The organism is Pedobacter sp. W3I1, from assembly GCF_030816015.1.
GTDB lineage: Bacteria > Bacteroidota > Bacteroidia > Sphingobacteriales > Sphingobacteriaceae > Pedobacter.
In genome coordinates this window covers 1643160-1666253 of record NZ_JAUSXN010000001.1, presented here as the reverse complement: position 1 = coordinate 1666253, position 23094 = coordinate 1643160, and the positions used below count along the sequence as shown (strand labels likewise).

Sequence of the window (23094 nt, the reverse complement as noted above, 5' to 3'; positions counted from 1 at the left end):
GCTTGCTTGTTTCACAGGTCTTCTATCGGAGCTACAGTGGATGGCAGGGCGGAACCTGACCTAAGTAAACAAACCGTTCGTTTTCAAATCAAAATATCAACATTAAGGATTAGAAAATGAGCAGTTCAGTGCTTTTGGAGTCCACACTCCCGCTCTACGTTACTTCTGGTGAAGAACCAGAACCACTGCGATCGGGTTTAGTAACAAAGTGCTGGTGCTTGTGGCAACATCCATGCAAAACGCCTAAATTTACGTTTGAAGACTAAAGCTACAGACCAAATAATAAAAATCTATATCATGAAGAAATTAATTCCAATTATAACCGTTTTTGCTGCAGTTTTTATTTCCATTAATGCACGTGCCCAAAATAGCGATACAACTAAATATATCCTTCAAAACGATGTTGAAGTAGCTAAAGAAGAGCCAGGAACACATAACGGCGGTGGTAAAACCATCGGCTTTAACTTTTTTAGTGAGGCGAAAAGCCTGAAAACAGCATTCCGTAAAAGGATTTTAAAATCAGGATCCTCCATCGGTTACCATTTGCAAAAAGAGGATGAAATTTATTATGTGATTAGTGGTAATGGCACCATGCAGATGAACGGAAAAACTTTTGCTGTTAAACCTGGTGATGCCATTTTAACGCGCCCGGGCAGCTCGCATGGTATTGCCCCGAATGCGGGTAACGACTTAACCATTTTGATTGTTTACGAAAAGAAATGATGATATTCGAACCTAAACCATTTCCTCCCCCTTCGGAGGGGTAAGGAGAGTATAGCGCTATTTTCATCCCCCTGCCCCCTTCAAAGGGGGACGTTGGATACTACAACTAGAGAACAGATACCAGACAATGGAATTAGAAAAACATTACACCAATAGAACGGGCTGGCTAAGGGCTGCTGTACTTGGTGCCAACGATGGCATTATTTCTACAACCAGTTTGGTTATTGGCATTGCCGCAGCCAGTGATACGAGGAGTCCGATTGTTCTGGCTGCCCTGGCGGGCTTGGTTGCCGGGGCATTATCTATGGCTGCTGGCGAATATGTTTCGGTAAGCTCTCAGGCTGATATTGAAAAAGCAGATCTGGCCCGCGAGAAAATAGAACTCGAAACCATGCCTGAGGTGGAGCTGAAAGAACTTGCCAAGATATATGTAGCACAAGGATTGGATGAAGATTTGGCCATGCAAGTAGCCATCAAACTAACAGAGAAGGATGCTTTAGTAGCACACGCAAGAGACGAACTGGGTATTAACGAAATTACACAGCCCAAACCACTTCAAGCTGCTTTTGCATCTGGCGCCTCCTTTGTTAGCGGCGGAATCCTACCCTTTTTGGTTGCCTTTCTAGCTCCTATCAAATCGATGGTGTTTTATCAATATGGTTTTGCTATCGTATTCCTGGCTTTATCGGGTGCAATTGCAGCAAAAGCTGGAGGCTCCAATATGACTAAAGGAATAATCAGGATCTGCTTTTGGGGAACAGTAGCCATGGTAATTACGGCATTGGCCGGATATATTTTTGAGGCCAAAACGAGTTAGTTTTCAGTTGACAGTTTACAATTTCAGTAAACAGTTCTATACTCGCAGTACCTCTTTTTTAAAAAGCTTGACAGTTTAGGCGGTTAATTACTATTGCTCTTTACAACCCGCCTAAAGAATTTATATTCATAGGTTGGTCGGGAAATGTTTTCCCGCCCCTTGGACTGTGGATTTACAATCCACCTACAAGGATTACAAATCCTTAGCTCTTGAATCGGGATTGCAAATCCCGATTAACCTCGCAACCAACTAACGCAGAAAGCCGGACTAACTTTAATTGTTCATCCGGCTTTGATTTAGTATTTATTAGACTAAAGACTGTTGACTTAAGACTTAGGACTTTCTATTTTAGGGCTATCTGCTTTTGGTTTTGCCTCAGTTTTCCAGGTTTTTACCCATTCGGCCTGTGCAGCTTCGTCATGGAAAGTCCATGCCACGAAACGGCTTATTTTTTGTCCCTGGCTCATTTGAACGGTGGTTACCTCAAAAGCATTTGCTTTAACCAATGCGCTATAGATACTTTTTAAATTGGCACTTTTTGATACCAATGAGGTAAACCATAACACCTGATTTTTGATCTGCTCGCTCTGAATAATCATTTGCTCTACAAAAGCACGCTCGCCCCCCGGGCACCAAAGTTCGGCTTTGTTACCTCCAAAGTTTAATACATGCTTTACTTCTTTTTCCTTACCACCCAGGTTACGCCATTTCTGACGGGTACCCTGCTCTGCCTCTTTTAAAGAAGCATGAAACGGTGGGTTGCAAACCACAGCATCGAACCTTTCTTTACCACCTACAACACCTCTAAAAATACCCATTTTTGAAGATTGCTGACGGATTTCTACCGCTCCCTGTAAGGGTTTATTGGCTTCGATAATACGTTTTGCCGAATCAACCGAAAGTGGATCGATCTCAGTTCCGACGAAATTCCAGCCATATTCCTGGTGACCGATGATTGGGTAAATACAGTTGGCACCTACACCAATATCCAATACATTGATATTTGCTCCTTTAGGGTTTTTACCTTTATTGCTTGATCCTAACAGGTCGGCAACATAGTGGATATAATCGGCCCGGCCCGGAATAGGTGGACAAAGAAAATCAGCAGGAATATCCCACTGCGAAATGTTATAAAAATACTTTAACAACGCCCTGTTAAGCGCTTTAACGGCATTTTGATCTGCAAAATCGATAGAATCATCATTGTGTTCGTTTTTAAAAACGAAACGTTTTAATTCTTTTGAGGTTGCGGTAAGTTGTTTGAAATTGTAACGCGAACGGTGTTTGTTGCGTGGGTGTAACTCGCTTTTTTCTTTGCGGTTATTTTGTTCTTCTTGAGCCAATGTGTTATGGATTAATTAAACAAGCTGTGTGCATGTTTCTGCTGCAAAGATAGTTAATTAATTGGGAGTTCGGAGTTTTTAGTTTGGAGTTACCAAGCGCAAAAATAAAGCGATTGCCACTTTGAATTTGTTTCAAAAACCAAATAAAAAGGTTGAAGGCGGGAAGGTTGAGGGTAGAAGGTTTTTTCATAGGCTAAAAACAACGATTATTAGGAAATGTAGGGTTCTGATTTTTTGGCTTATTCAGTCCTGCTTTCTCTCCAGCCAATTTTGAAGGAAATTGGCGTCCGTTTAATCAGGTTTATTTAACCTAGGCTGGTGCCTGGAAAAACAACCCTGTTAGCTAAACCCGACAGAAGCGAGCATCCCGATTTTTTTCAATCGGGATAAAGCGGATGGCGGGACTATAGTACCTATGAAATACTATCCTTTCATTTCCTAAACCTAGAAATTATTTATGCTCAATACAAGACAAACGGCTTCCATGTTTTGAAATTTTCGAAAAATCGGCTCCCTGAACTCCTTACTCCAAACACTCAACTCCAAACTAAACTTCCTCTGCTTTTTCTATCATCGCGGGTTGAATAGCTTTTAAATACTTCTGCTCATCAAACTGGTTTTCACTTTTAGCAATTACAATAGTGGCTACTCCGTTTCCGATTACATTGGTTATCGCCCTGGCTTCACTCATAAAACGATCTACACCGATTAATATTGAAATATGTTCTATCGGCATAATTTTTAAAGCAGTTAGGGTTGATACCAAAACGATAAAACCACTTCCCGTCACCCCTGCGGCACCTTTAGAAGTAACCATGAGCACGCCTAAAACGGTGATCTGCTGTCCTAATGATAAATCGACATGAAAAACCTGGCAAAGAAATATTACCGCCATGGCCAGATAAATTGCCGTTCCATCAAGGTTAAATGAATAGCCGGTGGGAATAACCAAGCCAACAACTGATTTATCACACCCAATGGCTTCCATTTTTTGCATCATACTCGGCAAAGCTGATTCTGACGAAGAGGTACCCAGTACAATTAAAATTTCCTGACGGATATACTTCAGGTAAGCCCATAAGCTAAAGTTATAGTAGCGGCAAATTCCATTTAAAACCACGAAAATAAACAAGAGGCAGGTTAAATAAACCGAACCCATTAGTTTGGCCATTCCAACTATACTTTCCAGTCCATGGGTACCAATGCTGAAAGCCATCCCGCCGAAAGCACCGATTGGCGCTAAACGCATAATCACTTTCATAATCCTGAAGAGTACTTTCGATATTTTATCAAAGGCGTTTAACAAGCTTGTTCCCTCTCCACCCAATTTATTCAGGCCATAACCAAAAAGAATGGCAAACAGCAAAATCTGCAAAATGTTGCCTTCTGCAAAAGCAGCAATAACATTATGTGGGATAATGTGCAGAAAGAATTCTGCCCAGTTCATATCTTTTGCCTGCTCGGCATAACCTACGATTTTCGTAGCATCGCCAGCCTTAGCAATCATGCCGGCACCTGGCTTTAAAACATTGGCCACCAATAAACCAATTGCAATAGCTACTGTGCTTACAATTTCGAAATATAACAGTGCTTTGCCACCTACCCTGCCTACTTTTTTCATATCGCCCATATGTGCGATTCCTAAAACAATGGTAAAGAATATAATTGGCGCAATTAACATGCTAATCAGGTTGATAAAACCCTGACTGATTAATTTAGCAGTGGGTGCAAAACCAGGAAAGTAGGCACCAACATAGATTCCTATTATGATAGCGAGTAAAACCTGGAAGGTTAAATTGGCGAATACTTTCTTTACAAATTCTATACGTGTCATTTACCTGATGTGAGTAAGGAAATATATGATTATTTTTCTATTGGTGGCACAATAGCTTAAAACTCGACTTTAGAATAGCGTTTTCATTATTTATAAATACTCACTTCAATTTTACCATCGGTGGTGATTGTTCCCCGGTACATGCCTTCAGTATTAAATGGCATGGCAACATTGCCTTTTTTATCTAAAGCAATTAAACCACCGTCGCCACCCATTTTACCTACTTTATCTAAAGCAATTTTCGATGCCTCTGCAACAGATAATCCCTTATATTCCATTAAATCGGAAATCGTTTTGGCCACCACATTACGGATATAAAACTCACCCCAACCGGTACAGGAAATACCAGCTGTTTCGTTATTGCAATAGGTACCAGCACCAATAATAGGTGCATCGCCCACCCGTCCATATTTTTTATTGGTCATGCCACCGGTTGAAGTTCCTGCAGCTAAGTTGCCCGCTTGATCTAAGGCTACACAACCCACAGTACCAAATTTATAATCGTGGTTTTTACTTCCAAGTAATTCCGATTTCTTGTTTCCATGATCTAATACCGCCTTTGTCGAATCTTCTTTAATTGCTTTTTGCAAACCATCCCAACGTTCTTTAGTCCAGAAGTATTTTGGATCTACAATTTCCAGTCCCACTTCTTTAGCAAACTGCTCTGCACCAGTACCAACCATCATTACATGTTCCGATTTTTCCATCACTACCCTTGCTGCAGAAATTGGATTTTTTATGGTAGTTACCCCAGCAACGGATCCCGCCATCAAGGTTTTTCCATCCATTATTGCGGCGTCAAGCTCATTTCTACCATCATGCGTAAAAACTGCACCTTTGCCAGCATTAAAATGAGGATCGTTTTCTAAAACATGAATGGTTGCTTCAACGGCATCGAGGCTCGATTTACCTGCTTTAATTTCTGCATAGCCTGCTTGTAAGGCTTGTGTTAAAACAGCAATATAAGCGGCTTCCTTTTCGGCAGTCATGTTCTTTTTAAGAATGGTGCCGGCACCGCCGTGAATGACCATTACATATTTTTTCTGCTGTGCAGAAACTTGCAGGGTTAAAGCCGAAAACAAGAATAAGGTGATTAATTTTAACCGTTTCATCTTCCAATAGGGTTTAAGAAGCCGTTAAATTAAGAAAATCCTTGAGAATAAATGCGTTTAAACTTTAGCTATGCCTTTTGACGAGAACTGCAGATCGTAAAGCTTTTTATAGTAGCCATTTAATTTTAACAGCTGTTGATGCGTGCCTTTTTCTTTAATTTCTCCTTTATCGAGCACAATAATCTGATCGGCTTTTTGAATAGTCGATAAGCGGTGGGCAATTACAATTGAGGTACGGCCTTCCATTAAGTTATCAATGGCTTTCTGGATCAATAATTCTGTTTCGGTATCAACTGAAGAAGTGGCTTCATCTAAAACCAAAATAGCAGGATTGTGTACCAGCGCACGGATAAACGAAATTAACTGCGCCTGACCTGCAGAGAGCGTCGCACCTCTTTCCATCACATTATATTGATAAGCGCCTGGTAAACGTTCGATAAAATCGTGCGCACCAACTTTTTTGGCCGCATTAACCACTTCTGCTATCGTAATTTCTGGATTATTAAGGGTGATATTATTTAAAATGGTATCTGAAAATAAGAAAACATCCTGAAGTACAGTGGCAATGTGGCTTCTTAAATAATCCAGTTCAAAATCTTCTATGCGGATGCCATCAACCGTAATATCTCCTTTTTTCACTTCATAAAAGCGATTCAGAATATTAATGGTAGAAGATTTTCCTGCTCCGGTTGCACCAACCAAAGCAACGGTTTCGCCAGCTTTTACCTCAAAGCTGAGGTCTTTCAATACGTAGTTCTCGTCGTTATAGGCAAACCAAACCTTTTCGAACTTGATGTTGCCTTCCAGTTTGGCTGGTTTCTGCTCACCATGATCTGGTGTAGTTTCGTCGGTATCTAAAACTTTAAAAACACGTTCAGCGCCCACCATGCCCATCTGTAGCGTATTAAATTTATCAGCCAGCTGGCGGATAGGCGTAAACACCATACCCAGGTACATGATAAACTGCGTGATGGTTCCGGGTGTTACATCCAATGGCTTGGAAAGAATGCTTTTTGCGCCGTACCAAACCAACAAACCCAAAGACATGGCCGATATCAACTCTACTACGGGAAAAAAAATAGAATAATACCAGTTAGAACGGATATTGGCATCGCGATAACGTTTATTGATGGCGTAGAATTTTCTGTACTCCTGTTTCTCTCTTGCAAAGTATTGAACAATAGAAACGCCTGTAATATGTTCTTGTAAAAAGGTATTCAGGTTAGAAACCTCGTTCCTGATTTCCTGAAATGCAACTTTAATCGCCTTCTGAAATTTCCGGGTAGCCATAATTAACAGCGGGATAGGCAAAAGCACCACTAAACTTAACTGCCAGTCGGTATATAACATTACGCACACAATTACCACCACCTGCAAACTATCGCCAATCATTGAGATTAAACCTTCCGAAAAAATATCGGCAATGGTTTCCAAATCTGAAACTGTTCTGGTAATTAATTGTCCGATTGGTGTTTTATCGAAAAATTTAAGGCGGAGTTTGGTAATGTGGTTAAATACATTGATCCGCAGGTCGCGGATTACCGATTGCCCCAATGTATTGGTTAAAAGGGTATGGTTATATTGGATCAAAGTCTGTAAGATCAGCATGAAAACCATCAGCATGGTCATATTTACCAAACCTGAGAAATTACCTGTTAAAATATAATGATCGAGCGTATACTTAATTAAAAATGGACGAACGGGAGAAATGGCTGCAAGCAGTATGGTTAAAATAACCGACCAAACAAAAACAGCACGATAAGGCTTTACGTATTGAAAAATACGTTTCAGTAATCCGGTGTTGTATACGTCGCCTGTAACTGCCATGTTTTTAATTTTGAATGAGAGAATTTCGAATTAGTGAATGTTAGAGATACCTTTTCATTCCCTGATTCAACCCTTCTCTCATTCTATCATTTTATATAATCGTATTCTATCTTCACTAAATACAAACCGCAGGCAGGTACCGATTGACCGGCTTTACTGCGATTTTTACTTTCTATTATTGCTTTAAAATCTGCTAAATTTATTTTTTTTTTACCGATTTCCACCAAAGTACCCATAATGGCCCTTACCATGTTCCTTAAAAAACGATCGGCCTGGATAGTAAAAACCAATCCGTCTTCCTGTTGTTCGAAAACTGCTTTAGTTATTTTACAGTTGTTTGTAAAAGTTTGGGTATTCGATTTGCTAAAACACGAAAAATCGATGTAATTTAATAAAAGGGTAGCTGCCTCGTTCATGGCTTCAACTTCCAGCTTATCTTTAACCAGCCACGATCGATTATGTTTAAAAGGATTTTTTTCGAAGTGAAGGTAATATTTATAAGCACGGGCAGTGGCATCAAAGCGGGCATGCGCATCGTCATGTACCGGAATTATCCGTTTTGCTGCAATTTGGTAAGGCAACATGGCATTAACCCCAGTAATGGCATTCAATACCTTAGTCTCTTCTATTCCTTCCACATCAAAATGCGCATAAAAATCAGTAGCATGCACACCTGCATCCGTTCTTCCACAACCCAAAGTTTCGATAGGCTGCCTAAAAAAAACAGACATAGCCTTATCTAACAATTCCTGAACGGTGATTGCATTAGGTTGAATTTGCCAGCCGTGGTACAAGCTGCCATCATAAGCCAATTGGATGAAATACCTTTTTTTACTCAAAGCGATGCAAAAGTACAGTTTAACGTGCAAAGGGCAAAGCGATAAGGCGAGAGTTTGGCGTTTGGCGTTCGGCGTTTGGCGTTCGGCGTTCGGCGTTCGGAGCGAATTTAAATCATAAACAGCAATTAATGCTTCTTATGAATCCCTACTCTTATCCGGAAACTTTATTCTTTCTTTTCTCAAAAAAGGCTAGATTTGTTCCTATACATTTTACATCTATGATACAAAGAATACAATCGATCTGGCTTTTTTTAGCGGCTTTAACCTTAGTTTTAATGTTGTTTTTACCCATCGCAACTAAAGATGCTGCCGGAACAGCATCAGCGATATACACTACAGGCTTATATCAAACTTTAAGTATTAAAGCAGGTGTAGGTCTTAAAACCCAATCTTTTTTACCTTTAATCATTACCAATATCGCTGTTGCATTTATTTGTTTAATGAATATCTTTAACTACAAAAGAAGAAGTTTCCAGAAACGCATTGCAATTGTAACGATTGTGTTGATTGGTGGCTTTGCTTTTTGGTGCAGCATTTACGCCAAAAAATTGCCTGGCGGCATTGAAGGTGCCAATTTCGGAGTTGGAGCTTACTTGCCTGCATTAGCTATTTTATTTATTGTACTGGCTATTTTTGGAATTAATAAAGATGAGCGGTTAATCCGTTCGGCCGAAAGGTTAAGATAACACCCTATGACTTTCAGAAACATACTTGCCTTTCTTATCATTTGCTTAACGTTTTCATGCAAAAAAGGCGGGAGCAAAGCAGAAATAAATTTCCCGTTATTGCTACAAACAGAAAATCTGGTTAAAAAATCGGAAACACGATTATTTACAGCAAACGGTGAAATAAAAGACCAAAACATTATTAAGCAATTTATTAAAAACGAAAGTAGCTTTGTTATATCGGATCATTATGTTGCGGATGGAAGTAGCCTGTTTTTCTCGTCTAACGATGCGGCAACTATTGGCGGAAATATAAGCTATTCGGTGGTAAAAGATGGAGATTTAATTTTGTTCTATTCACCAAAAACCGTATTAACTAACAATCAGCTCGTAGATCAGATTTTTAAATACCGTGCACCAATAAGCCCTATCCCAACGCAGAATGGATACAACTACATTACACAGGAAGTAAGGGTTGCCCGGGGAGATTATGATAGATTTTCATTTTCAAGAACGGTATTTTTGCTAAAACACGGAACCACTTCAAAACAATCGGGGATTGCATTTAATGATATTGCAGATGATATAGTTTCCAAATTGACAGCTCAGGATACCCTGGCCTATTTAGAAACTGCACTGATTATGGCCCGTTAACGGCTCCTAAAACAAAAAAGTTGATTAAAGCTATTTATCTAATATTAATTTTAAATATTTTTTGGCACTAATCTGCTTTGCAATTTTCAACTTTAAAAGTAGAAGCGCTCAAAAGAGGACTACAATGCTGACCATTATTACTGATTGCCGGTTTTGCATTTTGGTGTAACTTCTATGACCGCACTTGCTATTTTATTTTTGACTCTTGCCATCTTCGGCATGAACAAGGATGAAAGATTGATACGCTCGCTGAAAGGTTGTGCTAATTCTTTAATTTTAACTGAAAATTACCTCTCTCTATGCAGATTAAAATAAATCATGCCGTTAACTATATCTGTTTAGTGGTTTTGCTTTGCGGAATCTTATCATGCTATAAAGGCGTCCATACTTTTGGAAAAACCAAAATCGACAAAAGTGCTGATTCGCTCTACCTTAAAAGGAGAATAGCGGAAATAAAAGGTTTAAATACCGATGTTTTTACGAAAGGTTCGTTTAAAGGTACTGCCGATACACCAATCGTATACCGCTTACTAAAACCGAATAACACCAAAAGTAAACTTCCATTGGTTATTGTGTTTCACGGTTCAAATGCTATAGGTAACGACAATGCCAGCCAGTTGGGTATTTTAGCCAAGCTATTTGCCATGAGTGAAATGCAAGCTAAATACCCTTCATTTATTTTAGCTCCACAGTTCCCTTCCAGATCGTCGAATTATGTATTAGATGAAAGCAGAAAGGTACTTACTTCGATACCGCAACCCTGTCTAAAAACAGCATTGCAACTGATCGACAGCTTAAAAAACACTTTAAATATTGATGAGAAAAGGATTTACCTCATCGGTTTTTCGATGGGGGCTTCTTCAGTGATCAATGCCTTATCGTTAAAACCCGGTTTATTTGCTGCAGGAATAAGCATTTCAGGGATACCGCAATTCGACCACGTAAAAACATTAACGAACATTCCGATTTGGCTGATCCACGGAAATATAGATACTGAAAACCCTTTTAATAGTGACGAACAGTTTTTTAAAGAAATAAACCAAAACAATAAAACCAGATTCTGGGAATTCGACAATCTTGCGCACAACGATATTTTTGCTCCCGCACTTTTAACGGATGAACTGCCTAAATGGCTATTTAAAAACAAACGTAAATAGCTGCTCTTTCCCTGCCACCTAAACCCGGTTGGAGTGAAAATCCTTTTTAAAAACCTGAAAGGTTTAAAAAGATTAAAACGGAAAACGGGACTACTGCAACCGAAACCTCACTGCATTTGCTTTCCAAATCAAAAAAATATAGGCCATACTGCAATCACGGTCTTATTTTAATCTGGCCCTATCCCACCTTTCCCATCATCCATTTTACATTTCTGCTTACTTCCTTATTTTCAAATATTTAGCCTAAAAAACTATTTACTTGATTATCTGTGAAATACGGATTATTAACCGTACCTTTGCGGCTCAATTAAAAATAAAAAGACGAATGACAAACCCATTTCAATTATTGGGGATAAGTGATGACGTCGTTAATGCCGTAAAGGATCTTGGATTTGAAACTCCAACACCTATTCAGGAGCAAAGTATTCCTGTACTGTTAGAAGGCACTAATGATTTTGTTGGTTTGGCCCAAACAGGAACAGGAAAAACAGCCGCATTTGGTTTGCCGCTGTTAGAACTAATCGATTTTAAAGTTAATAAACCACAGGCATTAATTTTATGCCCTACCCGTGAGTTATGCTTGCAAATCGCTAACGACCTTAAAAACTTTTCTAAAAACGTTGCTAATGCCCACGTTGTTGCCGTTTACGGTGGCGCGAACATTATGCAACAACTACGCGAAATACGCCAAGGCGTTCAGATCGTAGTGGCCACGCCCGGCCGTATGTTGGATATCATTGGCCGTAAAGCCATTGATTTTTCTTCTGTTAAATTTGTTGTGCTTGATGAAGCTGACGAAATGTTGAACATGGGTTTCCAGGACGACATTAACGACATTTTATCAACTACACCTGATGACAAAAAAACCTGGTTATTCTCGGCTACCATGCCTGCAGAAGTTCGCCGTATAGCTAAAAACTATATGGATAACCCTGTTGAATTAACCATGGGCACTAAAAATACGGGTAACGTAAACATTGAACACGAATATTATATTGTTCGTGCACGTGATAAATACGCTGCCTTAAAACGTATTGTAGATTTTAACCCTGAAATTTTTGCTGTAGTATTTTGTAAAACCAAACTGGATACACAAGATGTTGCCGAGCATTTAATTAAAGATGGTTACAATGCTGATGCTTTACACGGCGATTTATCGCAACAACAACGTGATAAAGTAATGCAACGTTTCCGTGAGCGTAACATGCAGTTGTTAATTGCTACTGATGTTGCTGCCCGGGGTATCGATGTAAACAATGTAACACACGTAATCAACTATTCTTTACCTGATGAAATTGAAAGTTATACCCACCGTTCTGGCCGTACTGGTCGTGCTGGTAAAACTGGTATCTCTATATGTATCATCAACTCTAAAGAAGTTGGAAAAATCCGTCAGTTGGAGCGCATTATTGGTAAACAATTTACCAAAGCTGAGCTTCCTACAGGATTTGACGTTTGTGAAAAACAATTGTTCTCTTTGGTACATAAAGTACACAATGTTGAAGTTAATGTAGAACAGATCGATCAATACATTCCACGTATTATGGATGAATTTAAAGATTTATCTAAAGAGGATGTAATCAAACGTTTTGCTTCATTAGAGTTCAACCGCTTCTTAGATTACTACTCTAAAGCACCTGATTTAAATGCTGCAGTTGGTGATGATCGCGGCGAAAGAGGTGAACGTGGTGAAAGAGCTGGTCGCGGACGTGGTAGCGAAGGTTACACCCGTTTGTTTATCAACTTAGGTTCGGTAGATGAGTTTACCCGTGGCGATATGTTATCATTTATCTGTAACAATGGTAAAATTGGTGGCAAAAGCGTTGGTAAAATCGATTTAAAAGGTGTTTTCTCTTTCTTTGAAGTGGAAGACGATGTAGCTGATAAAGTTTTTGAAGGCTTTAAAGCTGTTGAGTTTAACGGACGTCAGGTACGTATCGAGAAAAGCGGAGATGGTGGTCGTGGTGAAGGCGCTGGAGAACGACGCGGTGGCGGCGAAAGACGTAGCGGTGGCGGTGGTTTCGGCGGTGAACGCAGAAGCAGCGGTGGCGGCGGCGGTTATCGTGGCGGCGGCGACAGAAAAAGTTCTGGCGGTGGTAGCGGAAGACGTGAAGGCGGAAACAGCGGTGGCGGTTTCAGAGATTTCTCTGGACGTAGCCGTGACGACAAAGGTGGTAACACCGGAGGTCCACGCAGAGAAGGCGGAAGCCGTGAAGGTGGAAGTGGCGAACGCAGAAAAAAATGGTAAATCACTAAACCAAATATTTTACAGCCGTCTCGATTTTTCGGGGCGGCTTTTTTTATGGGTAAAAATTTGTTGTTTTGGAGGATCGTCATTTCGAGAGAGTGCAACGCAGTCGAGATTACGAAGTGCTCAGCGAAGCTAAATCTATTCCTGTGATGTCAGATGTTACCATCTAACATGGTCGAACTTTAACTTGAATATTTTTTTTTTAGAAAAGCAGTTTCAGCAGCGTTTCGGATCCGGTAGTCCTGCTATCATCCCACCCGATGAAAAATCGGGTTCCCTTCTATCAGGTTTAGTTAACAAAGGTCAGTTTTCCAAAACAAGTCGCCAATCTTTCTGTGATGTCAAATTCTTGTGATGTCAGATGTTACCATCTGACAGAAAACCAGATTCTTAATTTAGTACTTCTATAGCTAGCTTTCAACCTGATGATAATGCCTGGTTACAAATTCCTTACTAAATTAATCTCCAGTCAGATGGGTAACATCTGATTTCATACCCAATTTTGTTAAAAAAACAGCTACAAAATATTATATTTATCGTTTATCTGCACAACAAAACAATATGCGATATTTAAAGTTTTTCTTCCTCTTATTACCATTATTTGTAGTTAATAAACTTTCTGCTCAACAAAAAGTTTCCGATCAAAAAATGCAATGGTTTGCCGATGCCAAATTGGGGATTTTTATCCATTGGGGTATTTATTCCGTTAATGGTATTTCAGAGTCGTGGTCGTTTTTTAACAATTACATCAATCACGATGCTTACATGAAGCAGCTTGACAGTTTTACCGCTGCAAAATATAAACCAGAAGAATGGGTAAACCTAATTAAAGAAAGTGGTGCCAAATACGCGGTAATTACCACGAAACACCATGATGGTGTGGCCCTTTGGGATAGTAAAGCGCCTTTAGCCACTACAACATTAAAAAATAGTGCGGCAAAAAAAGATTTAATTACTCCATTTGTGGCTGAACTCAAAAAATCTGGTCTTAAAACAGGCTTATATTTTTCATTACCTGATTGGAGCTATCCGGATTATGATGGTTTTACCCGCGACAGAAAACGTTATGATTATAAACAGGATGCGCCACGCTTTAAAAAATTCCAAAATTATTTCCAAGGCCAATTAAACGATCTCTCTGACAGATACAATCCAGATTTGTTGTGGTTTGATGGTGATTGGGAGCATAGCGGCGAAGAATGGCAGGCCAAAAACATATTGGCAAATTTACGCAAGGTAAATCAGAACATCATTATTAATTCGCGCTTAAACGGGCATGGCGATTACGATACGCCAGAGCAAGGTGTTCCAGTGGTAAAACCAAGCTCACCTGAGTGGGAACTTTGTTACACGATGAACGATTCGTGGGGATACCAGCCATACGATAATCATTATAAATCGTCAAACATGATTATCCGTACATTGGTTGATTGTATCAGCATGGGTGGTAATTTATTGCTTGATATTGGACCGAAGGCCGATGGAACCATTGCACCGGAACAGGTTAAAATTTTGAAAGATTTAGGCCGTTGGACCAAAAAATACAGTGAAGCCATTTATGGAACTCAGGCAGGGATCCCTGAAGGACATTTTACAGGGAAAACCGCATTATCGAAAAACAAAGATGTTTTATACCTCTATCTTGATTACAAAACCAGAAATGGCATTTTGCTTAGCGGCATAAAATCTAAAATAAAAAAGGTAGAGTTGATTGGTAATCAAACACCTATAAATACAGTAAAACTAAACGAGACTGATTATTTTCTTGATGTTAATGAAAGCGATTTCGACAATGATGTCACTGTATTAAAAATTTATTTAAACGAGCCGCTCCAATTATCAAAAGAAAAACAACAAAGCACTTCTTTAGAAACTTTATTTGCGGCATCCCAGCATTTAGACCTAACCAATTATAATCTGAGAAAACTTTCTTATGATTTAAATTCTGGCGTAAATATTTTTCAAAACACCAATCTGACTGCTGATGGTTTTGAATTTAAATCAGGCATTAAAAATTTTAATCCAAAAGTTAATAACTGGGTAATCAAAAATGCTGAAGCGCTATACAAAACAACAGGGGGAATTCCAGCGGGACACTACCAGGGCAATACAGCACTTTCAGCCGACAAACAAACACTTTACTTATTTGTAGAAGGCACACCAACTGGCCCAATTGCCATTAAAGGTTTAAAAAATAACATCAGCAGGATCAGGATTGTAGGTGAAGGCACCATGCTTCCGCACGACATTTATAACAAACTGTATTGGAGCAAAATACCGGGTATTGTTTACATTCCGGTGCCGAAAGATAAATTAGATCTTGAATTAACAGTAATTGCAGTACTTTTAGATAGCCCGATTGATTTGTACCGTGAAAAAGTTGGCGCCATTGAAAGCAATCTCTAATTATTTTCTCCTGAAGATAGTTCGACTCCGATACCAATAACAGATTCCCAAAATCGGTCGTCATTTCGACTGAAGCGTAGTCCCGAACTTTCGGGAGAGAAATCTTTGAACTGTGTTTAAAAGATTTTGCTTCGCAGAGCCTTCGGGTTCTCCACTACAGTCGAAATGACGAACCTACGTAAAACCTCATCAAAACTCCTCTGTTTTTTCTAAAACTTACCCAAAAGGATGACCATATAGAAATTCCGTGATTTCTGTGCATCCGTGGGAAAAATTATTTAACAATTGTAAAATAGTGGTTCAACTTTACGATTATCCTTAAATTGCATTACTTTCGCACATCATGCAGGCAAAATATATCTCATATCAGGAAACCGGATCATTTTCAAAACTGGTTTTAGATTATATTAACGACGAAGAACAGCTTAAAGCTTTCTATAGTTATCGTCCTGATATGGAGGGATTAGCCAAAGCAATTGAGCATAGAAACTTCTTAGGGAATAGAGAAACCTTAGTTAGGGTTTTACAAGATCAATATCAACATTTACAGCCCAATAAATCGGTTACCAAAAACATAGAACTTTTAGGCTCGGCGAATACCTTTACGGTTACCACAGGCCACCAGTTGAACCTTTTTACCGGTCCGCTTTATTTTATTTACAAAATTGTAACCACCATTAATTTAGCTATCGAGTTAAAAATGGCCCATCCTGATAAAAATTTTGTTCCGGTTTATTGGATGGCAACAGAGGATCACGATTTTGATGAAATTAACCATGTAAGTGTTGATGAAAAAAACATTAGCTGGATACAACAAACCAACGGTGCCACCGGAAGACTAAGCACCAAAACAGTTGCCGCAGCAGTAACGGCATATAAAGGATACCTTGGCATCTCTAAAAACGGGAAACGGATTGCCAAACTAGTAGAACAGGCCTATTTACAACACGACAATTTAGCCGATGCCACCAGGTTTTTGGTGAATAACTTATTCGAGAAATATGGCTTGGTGATTGTAAATGCAGATGATGCACAACTAAAGAAGCAATTCGCGAATATCATTACCGAAGATATTATTCAGCATAATAGTGCAAAAAATATCGACGAAAGTTCGAAAAACCTGGAGGAGTTTAGGCTATAAAAACCAGGTGAATGGCCGTGATATTAACTTCTTTTACCTGATCGATAATCTCCGCGAACGCTTGATTTTTGAAAATGGCAAATACATTGTAAACCATACCGATATCAGTTTTACCGAAGAAGCACTAAAAGCTGAAATCGAATTACATCCTGAGCGGTTTAGTCCGAATGTGGTGATGCGCCCCATGTACCAGGAAGTTATTTTACCTAACGTGGCTTATATTGGTGGCGGTGCGGAAGTGGCTTATTGGATGCAGTTAAAAGCAAATTTCGACTTTTATAAAGTTGACTTCCCGGTTTTATTATTGCGTAATTCGGCTCTATTGATTGATAAACGCAGTGCGCAAAATTTATATCATTTAGGTTTTTCTCTGGAAGATATTTTCTTGCCTGTTGAAGAACTAAAAAACATTTGGGTAAAGCGAAATACCACTGCTCTATTGAGTTTAGCTGATGAAACAAGGGCCATTAACAGCATTTTTGATCAGATTAAACTCAATGCCTATAAAATAGATAAAACGCTTTCAGTTTCTACTGATACGGCGAAACAACGAACCAATCATTTATTGGCTAACCTGGAAAAGAAACTATTCCGCGCAGAGAAAAGAAAACATGAAACGGCATTGCTACAGATTGACAATGTAAAGAAAAGACTTTTCCCAAATGGAGCACTTCAGGAAAGAACCTTGAATATTGCGCCCATGTATGTGAATTACGGAGAAGATTTTCTTTCGTCGTGCATAGAAAACTTCGAACCATTAGGCGGCGATTTTACTGTTTTATTACCGTAATATTAGTCCGGAGTCGGGAGTCGGGAGCCGATGACCTAAAGCGCCCAATCTCGATACTTGCTACTCAATACTCATTACCTACAACTTGATACCAGCAAAATGAACTTCATCACTTTTACCGAAACCAACCTCAGGACTTTTACTTATAACGTTTTTAAAAAAATGGGCTGTTCTGATGAACATGCCGATTTAGCAACCGATGTATTGATTCGCTCAGATTTACGGGGAATCGACTCACATGGTGTAGCGCGTTTAAGTGGCTACGTACGCCTTTGGGAAAAGAAAAGAATCAATGCCACACCTGATATTAAAATAGTACATGAAACACCCACTACGGCAACAGTAGACGGCGATGCCGGATTAGGTCTGGTTGTTGCGCCATTTGCAATGAAGGTCGCCATCGAAAAAGCAGAAAAATACGGTAGTGGATGGGTATCGGTTAAAAATTCCAATCACTTTGGCATTGCAGGTTACCATGCGCTAATGGCAGTAGAAAAAGATATGATTGGTATTAGTATGACCAATGCAAGTCCTTTGGTGGCGCCTACTTATGCTAACGAACGTTTACTGGGTACCAACCCTATGTGTTATGCTTTCCCGGCAGGAAAATATCCACCAGTAATTGTAGATATGGCTACAGCAGCCGCAGCAAATGGCAAATTGGAAATTGCCCAACGTGCAAATAAAAGTATTCCTGATGGCTGGGTTCAGGATAAAAATGGAGAAAACTCTACCGATCCGAACGAATTAAAAAACGGTGGTTCGCTTTTACCTTTGGGCAGCGACAAAGATCATGGCAGTCATAAAGGTTATGGGCTAAGTGCTACAGTCGATATTTTATCGGCGGTGTTATCTGGCGCCAATTACGGCCCATGGGTACCTCCTTTTGTGGCTTTTTTAGAACCATCTGCAAATCCGGTTGGCGAAGGACTTGGTCACTTTTTAGGCGCTATGCGTGTAGATGGCTTCAGACCAGCTGCAGACTTCAAAAACCATTTAGATAATTGGGTAGAACGCTTTAAAAGCGCAAAAACGATAGATCCTGGCAAAAAGGTAATCATTCCTGGCGAACCTGAACACGAATTTGAGCAGGAAAGGAAAATCAGCGGTATTCCGATCATTGATGTTGTGGTGAAAGACCTGAATGAGCTGGCTGCGAAGTTAGGGATAGAAGGGTTAAAATAGTTAGTAAAGGCTTCGAACATTTAACCGCAAAGGACGCGGAGAAGAAAACGCTAAGTTCGCAAAGCGAGGTGAATACTAAGAATTTTCATCATTGCGAGTAAGCACAACGAAGCAATCTGTTAAGCCAAATCAAGAAAATGCAACTACAGCTTAACGCAAATTATGCGAAGATAAGGTGCAAGAACGCAATTTAGATGTATTAAACCCCTGAAATCTTTTCTGACATTTCAGGGAGGAACAATAAACAATTTCGTTTAATTCCTCTGAAGCTTGGAATGGTTATTAATCAAGCAATAATCCTAATAGCAATGAACTTGTCTAATAATTGTTTATACATAATGCATTAATAGATTTTCAAGAAAACTAATAGATTCTTTGTATATTAGGTTTAAAATAATGTAATTTTAAACCTACAAACAAAATCTACAACTATGATCAAAAAAAATCTGTATTCGCTTTTTGTGGTTTTATTTATTTTCATGATTTATTCCTGTTCTAAAAAACAAAATTTAGAAAATAAACAAGACAGTGAAATACCTGAATCTGTATTAGCTAGTATTAAAAAAATGGGATTTAATACCAATGGTATAACAATTATGAAGGATGGGTATATTGTGGAGGGAGATATTTTTCTACCAAAATCTTCTCTAGGTAAGGACCCAAACTCTTCAAACTTAATTATTGCTAAATCAGAACAGTACCAAACGTATAATCTAGTTCAAAACTTACCTCGCACAATAACAATTTCTGTTTCAAATTTACCTGCTGTTTATTCCACAGCTGCAAGTAATGCGGTTGGAAGGTATAACTCATTAAACTTGAAAATCAACTTTCAACTTGTTAGTAGCAATGGAAATATTGAAATCATTGGCTTCAATGAAGGTCCAACACCTACAGGCACCAAGTTAGGCTATGGTGGTTTTCCTTTTTCCGGAAATCCATTTAATCAAATTGGATTAAATACAAATCCTGCTGCATTCGGTACAAATCCAGATGTAGGCTATATCACCTCTGTAATTCAGCATGAAATAGGCCACTGTATAGGTCTAAGACATACAGACTATTATGACCGGGGTTATAGTTGTTCAATAAGTGAGAATGAAGGCAATAGCTATAATAGTGCTGATATTCAAAACTTTCCTGGGGCAATTCAAATCCCTGGAACTCCCGCTTCTGCTGAGCCCAATTCATTTATGCTTGCTTGCAATAATGGTGTAGATCGTTCTTTTAATACAAATGATATCGTTGCCTTAAATTATTTATATGGTTATCCCACATATACTTACTCTTTTAGGGTTACAACCATGAGTAATACACCAACTTATTATGGATTAATACTTAATGGAACTCACATTGCTGCCACAATTTCTACCCCGCCAGTAAATACTACCGCTACTTATGTTTATAACATTAGCAGTTATAATCCAAGCTCGACGCTAGTAGTAAAAATAAGTTCAGGATATATGCCAGTATCTGCCACAGCAAATGCAAACGGCTCTACAGTTAATGGAGTTATAAATGCTACCGATAAAACAATTACTTTTTCTAATCTTAACATGTCTGTACAAAATGGCTATGTTTCCATTGCACTAAAGAATTATGGATTAGATTAATCTTAAAAAAGCCGCAGATTTACCAGAATCTGCGGCAACTATTACTTGATAGGAAGTATTTTTTTAAGGCTTAACCGTTAAATTATCTTTTAAATAAAGTGATTTACTTGATGAGCCAATCATGATTCTATATTCCCCTGGAGCAACTTCCCATACATTATTGATATTGAGTGTTTGCAGCACCTCTTTATCCAGTTTGAATGAAATGATCTTTGTTTCACCAACCTTTAAATGTATCCTCTGGAAAGCTCTCAGTGCAAGAACAGGTTGAGCCAATTTGCTTAACAAAGGCCTCATGTACAATTGTACCACTTCTTCACCATCGTAATTGCCTATATTTTTAAGCTCGAAGCTTAAATTAGCAGTTTCATTTTTAGCGATACTTTTGCGGTTAAATTTCAAGTTGTTGTAAGAAAAGTTGGTATAACTTAATCCGTATCCAAAAGGAAAAAGTGGCTCGCCGCTTAAATTGTTATAATCATCGCCTCTCCCGGTAGGTTTGTGGTTATAAACCAGGGGTAACTGCGATTCGTCAACCGGGTAAGTAATTGGCAGTTTACCTGATGGATTTATCTTCCCGAGCAATACATCAGCAATGGCAGCGCCTCCAGCTTCGCCAGGATACCACACGTTTAAAACCGCGTTAACTTTATTTAACCAGGGCTGCATATTGATGGCACTTCCACCGGTTAATACCACGATAATAGGTTTTCCTGTTTTTGCAAGTTCTTCCAATAACAATTCTTGGTTACCTGGCAGGTTTAACATCGCCCGATCTAAAAACTCGCCTTCTTTTATACCCGCAACAAATATGATTGCATCGTTATTCTTTGCCGCGGCCACTGCATCAGCTATTTCGTTTGATTTACTGATCTTATAATCCCAGATCAATTTGATTTTGCCATTGCCCTTAGGTTCAAAAAATTCGACCTTAATGACATATTCCTTATTTTTCTCGAAATGAAAGGGAATTGTCTTGGTATTGAAAGACTTTTTATCCCAATTATCGATAAGTAACTGGTTATCCAGGTATAATCGGTAACCATCGTTTCCCTCCAATCCGATATTAACATCTGTATTCTGTGGTACTTTAATTTTACCATCCCACCTTACCGAATAATCATCCAGCTGGAGCTGCTCGTCTGGAGGATATAATGTCCAACTGAAATTAATAACCTTATTATTTATTTCTTTAACGGGTTTTCCGGAGAGGTGAAGTCCTTTGTAATAGGTTCCGGTTAATCCTGCTTTTTGATTTGTTGAAAGAAACTGGCTATCAATTGGAATATAAGACTGCGGCTCCCGGCTGCTTCCTTTTAAATAATTAATCTTAAAATCATCGGATACCGCATTTTTAAGCCCATCCAAAATATTTACTTTATTATTTCCAGTACCGCTATATCCACCTAACCTGGCTTCAATTGCATCTTCGCCTAATAATAGAATCCGTTTTGCACCTTTTAGCGGAAGCGTGTTGTTATCGTTTTTTAAGAGTACAAATGATTTTAAAGCAGCCTCTTTGGCCAGATTATGGTTACTCTGATCGCTTAACATCTTTTCTGCAATACTTTCATCTACATATGGATGCTCAAACAGCCCCAACTCGAATTTAGCTTTCAGAACCCTGGCAAGGGCATCGTCTATTCTCGATTTGGGAATGCTGCCATCCAAAAATGCTGGCAGAAAAAGTTTGTAATGGTTATAATCTACCTGGAAGATTACATCAAGGCCTGCGTTAATTGATTGTGCCGTTGCATCTCTATAATCTTTAGCCGTAAAATGTAATACATTAGCACCGCCAACTGCACCTGCATCAGAAATAACGAAACCTTTAAAGCCCCACTCCGTTTTTAGTTTAGTGGTTAACAGCCATTTATTTGAGGTTGCAGGAGAACCAAAAACACTGTTATAGGAAGTCATTAATGAACGGATGCCTACATTTTTAACGCCATCTTTAAATGCAGGAAAATGAATTTCTTCTAAATAATGTTTATCCATTTCGATTGGATAACTATCTCGACCGCCATCGCCAACATTGGCAATAAAATGTTTTGGGGTAACAATAATATTCTGCCTTTCTATGGCATTCATAAAGGCATGGCCCAGAACTGTTGTTAGATAAGGATCTTCACCGTAGGTTTCTTCTACCCTTCCCCATCTTACATCTGTAGCCATATTAATTACAGGTGCCAAAAGATCTCTCAAGCCACGTGCCCTTGCCTCATGGGCAATAGCCGTACCAATCCTGGCCACTAAAGCAGTATCGAAACTCGCAGCTAAACCAATGGATTGCGGAAAAGCGGTAGCGCCTTGCCTAACCAAACCATGTAAAGCTTCATCGAATGGAATGATCGGGATGCCCAAACGGGTTTCCTCAACAAAATACTTTTGAATTTTATTAACCTTTTTAGCCAGAGAAAGTCCGTCTTCAGAGGTATTATAGGTCAACATTTGCTGGGCATTACCAGTTCCTTGTGCAGCTGCACTTACCTGCAGACCAAAAATACCATGCTTAAACTGTTCTTTGTTTGTTTCGGTTACATCACCTGGAATCATGAACAACTGCCAAAATTTCTCTTCTGATGTCATTCTCGAAATGAGGTCTTTTACCCTCAAATCGACACTTAATTTTGAATTTTTATAGGGTAAAGATTGCCCTTTTTTAACTTGCGCAAAAAGGCTACAAGAGAAAAAAAGTGTAGGCAATAAGTATAGGTATTTTATTGATTTCGACATT

The 23094-nt window shown here is 39.1% G+C and carries 17 protein-coding genes; 11 read left to right on the top strand and 6 right to left on the bottom strand.

What is annotated here, in order from left to right:
• The first annotated feature begins 297 nt into the window (after positions 1-297).
• Together QF042_RS07165 and QF042_RS07160 are read left to right on the top strand one after the other, a co-directional pair.
• Positions 298-723: a cupin domain-containing protein gene (locus tag QF042_RS07165; protein WP_307526719.1), complete on the top strand. Its 426-nt coding sequence runs from the start codon at positions 298-300 to the stop codon at positions 721-723.
• Between the two features lie 127 nt (positions 724-850).
• Positions 851-1540: a VIT family protein gene (locus QF042_RS07160; RefSeq protein ID WP_307526717.1), complete on the top strand. Its 690-nt coding sequence runs from the start codon at positions 851-853 to the stop codon at positions 1538-1540.
• A gap of 326 nt (positions 1541-1866) precedes the next feature.
• Here the strand turns inward: QF042_RS07160 and rlmF are convergent, their stop codons facing one another.
• From rlmF to truA, 5 genes are all read right to left on the bottom strand, one after another.
• Positions 1867-2883, bottom strand: coding sequence for a 23S rRNA (adenine(1618)-N(6))-methyltransferase RlmF (gene rlmF, locus QF042_RS07155; RefSeq protein WP_307526715.1), 1017 nt, complete (start codon positions 2881-2883; stop codon positions 1867-1869).
• A gap of 547 nt (positions 2884-3430) precedes the next feature.
• Positions 3431-4717, bottom strand: coding sequence for a C4-dicarboxylate transporter DctA (gene dctA, locus QF042_RS07150; RefSeq protein ID WP_307526713.1), 1287 nt, complete (start codon positions 4715-4717; stop codon positions 3431-3433).
• A gap of 86 nt (positions 4718-4803) precedes the next feature.
• The gene (locus tag QF042_RS07145; protein ID WP_307526710.1) at positions 4804-5829 is read right to left on the bottom strand and encodes an isoaspartyl peptidase/L-asparaginase family protein; all 1026 of its coding nucleotides are present in this window, start codon (positions 5827-5829) and stop codon (positions 4804-4806) included.
• 57 nt (positions 5830-5886) lie between these two features.
• Positions 5887-7656 (bottom strand): ABC transporter ATP-binding protein, encoded by a 1770-nt coding sequence (locus QF042_RS07140; protein ID WP_307526708.1) that lies wholly within the window; start codon positions 7654-7656, stop codon positions 5887-5889.
• 86 nt (positions 7657-7742) lie between these two features.
• A complete protein-coding gene (gene truA / locus QF042_RS07135; protein WP_307526707.1) occupies positions 7743-8525 on the bottom strand; it encodes a tRNA pseudouridine(38-40) synthase TruA in 783 nt (260 codons plus the stop codon).
• A 188-nt stretch (positions 8526-8713) separates the two neighbouring features.
• Here truA and QF042_RS07130 point away from each other — a divergent pair, with 188 nt between their 5' ends.
• The 9 genes from QF042_RS07130 to QF042_RS07090 all read left to right on the top strand — a co-directional run bounded on the left by QF042_RS07130 (position 8714) and on the right by QF042_RS07090 (position 20357).
• Positions 8714-9181 carry a DUF4293 domain-containing protein gene (locus QF042_RS07130; protein WP_307526706.1) on the top strand — a complete coding sequence of 156 codons (468 nt, stop codon included), beginning with the start codon at positions 8714-8716 and terminating at the stop codon, positions 9179-9181.
• A gap of 99 nt (positions 9182-9280) precedes the next feature.
• Positions 9281-9814 (top strand): hypothetical protein, encoded by a 534-nt coding sequence (locus tag QF042_RS07125; protein ID WP_307526704.1) that lies wholly within the window; start codon positions 9281-9283, stop codon positions 9812-9814.
• Positions 9815-10113: 299 nt separating this feature from the next.
• Positions 10114-10971 carry a dienelactone hydrolase family protein gene (locus tag QF042_RS07120; protein ID WP_307526702.1) on the top strand — a complete coding sequence of 286 codons (858 nt, stop codon included), beginning with the start codon at positions 10114-10116 and terminating at the stop codon, positions 10969-10971.
• Between the two features lie 325 nt (positions 10972-11296).
• On the top strand, positions 11297-13219 hold the full coding sequence (locus QF042_RS07115) for a DEAD/DEAH box helicase (protein ID WP_307526700.1): 1923 nt from the start codon (positions 11297-11299) through the stop codon (positions 13217-13219).
• A 564-nt stretch (positions 13220-13783) separates the two neighbouring features.
• The gene (locus QF042_RS07110) at positions 13784-15628 is read left to right on the top strand and encodes an alpha-L-fucosidase (protein ID WP_307526697.1); all 1845 of its coding nucleotides are present in this window, start codon (positions 13784-13786) and stop codon (positions 15626-15628) included.
• Positions 15629-15971: 343 nt separating this feature from the next.
• On the top strand, positions 15972-16769 hold the full coding sequence (bshC, locus tag QF042_RS07105) for a bacillithiol biosynthesis BshC (RefSeq protein WP_307526695.1): 798 nt from the start codon (positions 15972-15974) through the stop codon (positions 16767-16769).
• Complete coding sequence (gene bshC, locus QF042_RS07100; RefSeq protein ID WP_307526693.1) at positions 16717-17559, top strand: bacillithiol biosynthesis BshC; 843 nt, start codon at positions 16717-16719, stop codon at positions 17557-17559. The genes bshC (QF042_RS07105) and bshC (QF042_RS07100) overlap by 53 nt, the downstream gene beginning before the upstream one ends.
• A 99-nt stretch (positions 17560-17658) precedes the next feature.
• Positions 17659-18744, top strand: coding sequence for an Ldh family oxidoreductase (locus tag QF042_RS07095; RefSeq protein WP_307526691.1), 1086 nt, complete (start codon positions 17659-17661; stop codon positions 18742-18744).
• Positions 18745-19175: 431 nt separating this feature from the next.
• Entirely contained in the window at positions 19176-20357 is a 1182-nt protein-coding gene (locus tag QF042_RS07090) for a M57 family metalloprotease (protein WP_307526688.1), read from the top strand.
• A 63-nt stretch (positions 20358-20420) separates the two neighbouring features.
• Here the strand turns inward: QF042_RS07090 and QF042_RS07085 are convergent, their stop codons facing one another.
• Entirely contained in the window at positions 20421-23093 is a 2673-nt protein-coding gene (locus tag QF042_RS07085; RefSeq protein ID WP_307526686.1) for a beta-glucosidase, read from the bottom strand.
• Between the last annotated feature and the right edge of the window lies 1 nt (position 23094).

Bases quoted from the DNA above. Each gene is read 5' to 3' on its own strand.
- QF042_RS07165 (WP_307526719.1), top strand. From the start codon at position 298: ATGAAGAAATTAATTCCAATTATAACCGTTTTTGCTGCAGTTTTTATT.
- QF042_RS07160 (WP_307526717.1), top strand. From the start codon at position 851: ATGGAATTAGAAAAACATTACACCAATAGAACGGGCTGGCTAAGGGCT.
- dctA (WP_307526713.1), bottom strand. From the start codon at position 4,717: ATGACACGTATAGAATTTGTAAAGAAAGTATTCGCCAATTTAACCTTC.
- QF042_RS07145 (WP_307526710.1), bottom strand. From the start codon at position 5,829: ATGAAACGGTTAAAATTAATCACCTTATTCTTGTTTTCGGCTTTAACC.
- QF042_RS07140 (WP_307526708.1), bottom strand. From the start codon at position 7,656: ATGGCAGTTACAGGCGACGTATACAACACCGGATTACTGAAACGTATT.
- QF042_RS07130 (WP_307526706.1), top strand. From the start codon at position 8,714: ATGATACAAAGAATACAATCGATCTGGCTTTTTTTAGCGGCTTTAACC.
- QF042_RS07120 (WP_307526702.1), top strand. From the start codon at position 10,114: ATGCAGATTAAAATAAATCATGCCGTTAACTATATCTGTTTAGTGGTT.
- QF042_RS07115 (WP_307526700.1), top strand. From the start codon at position 11,297: ATGACAAACCCATTTCAATTATTGGGGATAAGTGATGACGTCGTTAAT.
- QF042_RS07110 (WP_307526697.1), top strand. From the start codon at position 13,784: ATGCGATATTTAAAGTTTTTCTTCCTCTTATTACCATTATTTGTAGTT.
- bshC (WP_307526695.1), top strand. From the start codon at position 15,972: ATGCAGGCAAAATATATCTCATATCAGGAAACCGGATCATTTTCAAAA.
- QF042_RS07095 (WP_307526691.1), top strand. From the start codon at position 17,659: ATGAACTTCATCACTTTTACCGAAACCAACCTCAGGACTTTTACTTAT.
- QF042_RS07090 (WP_307526688.1), top strand. From the start codon at position 19,176: ATGATCAAAAAAAATCTGTATTCGCTTTTTGTGGTTTTATTTATTTTC.
- QF042_RS07085 (WP_307526686.1), bottom strand. From the start codon at position 23,093: ATGTCGAAATCAATAAAATACCTATACTTATTGCCTACACTTTTTTTC.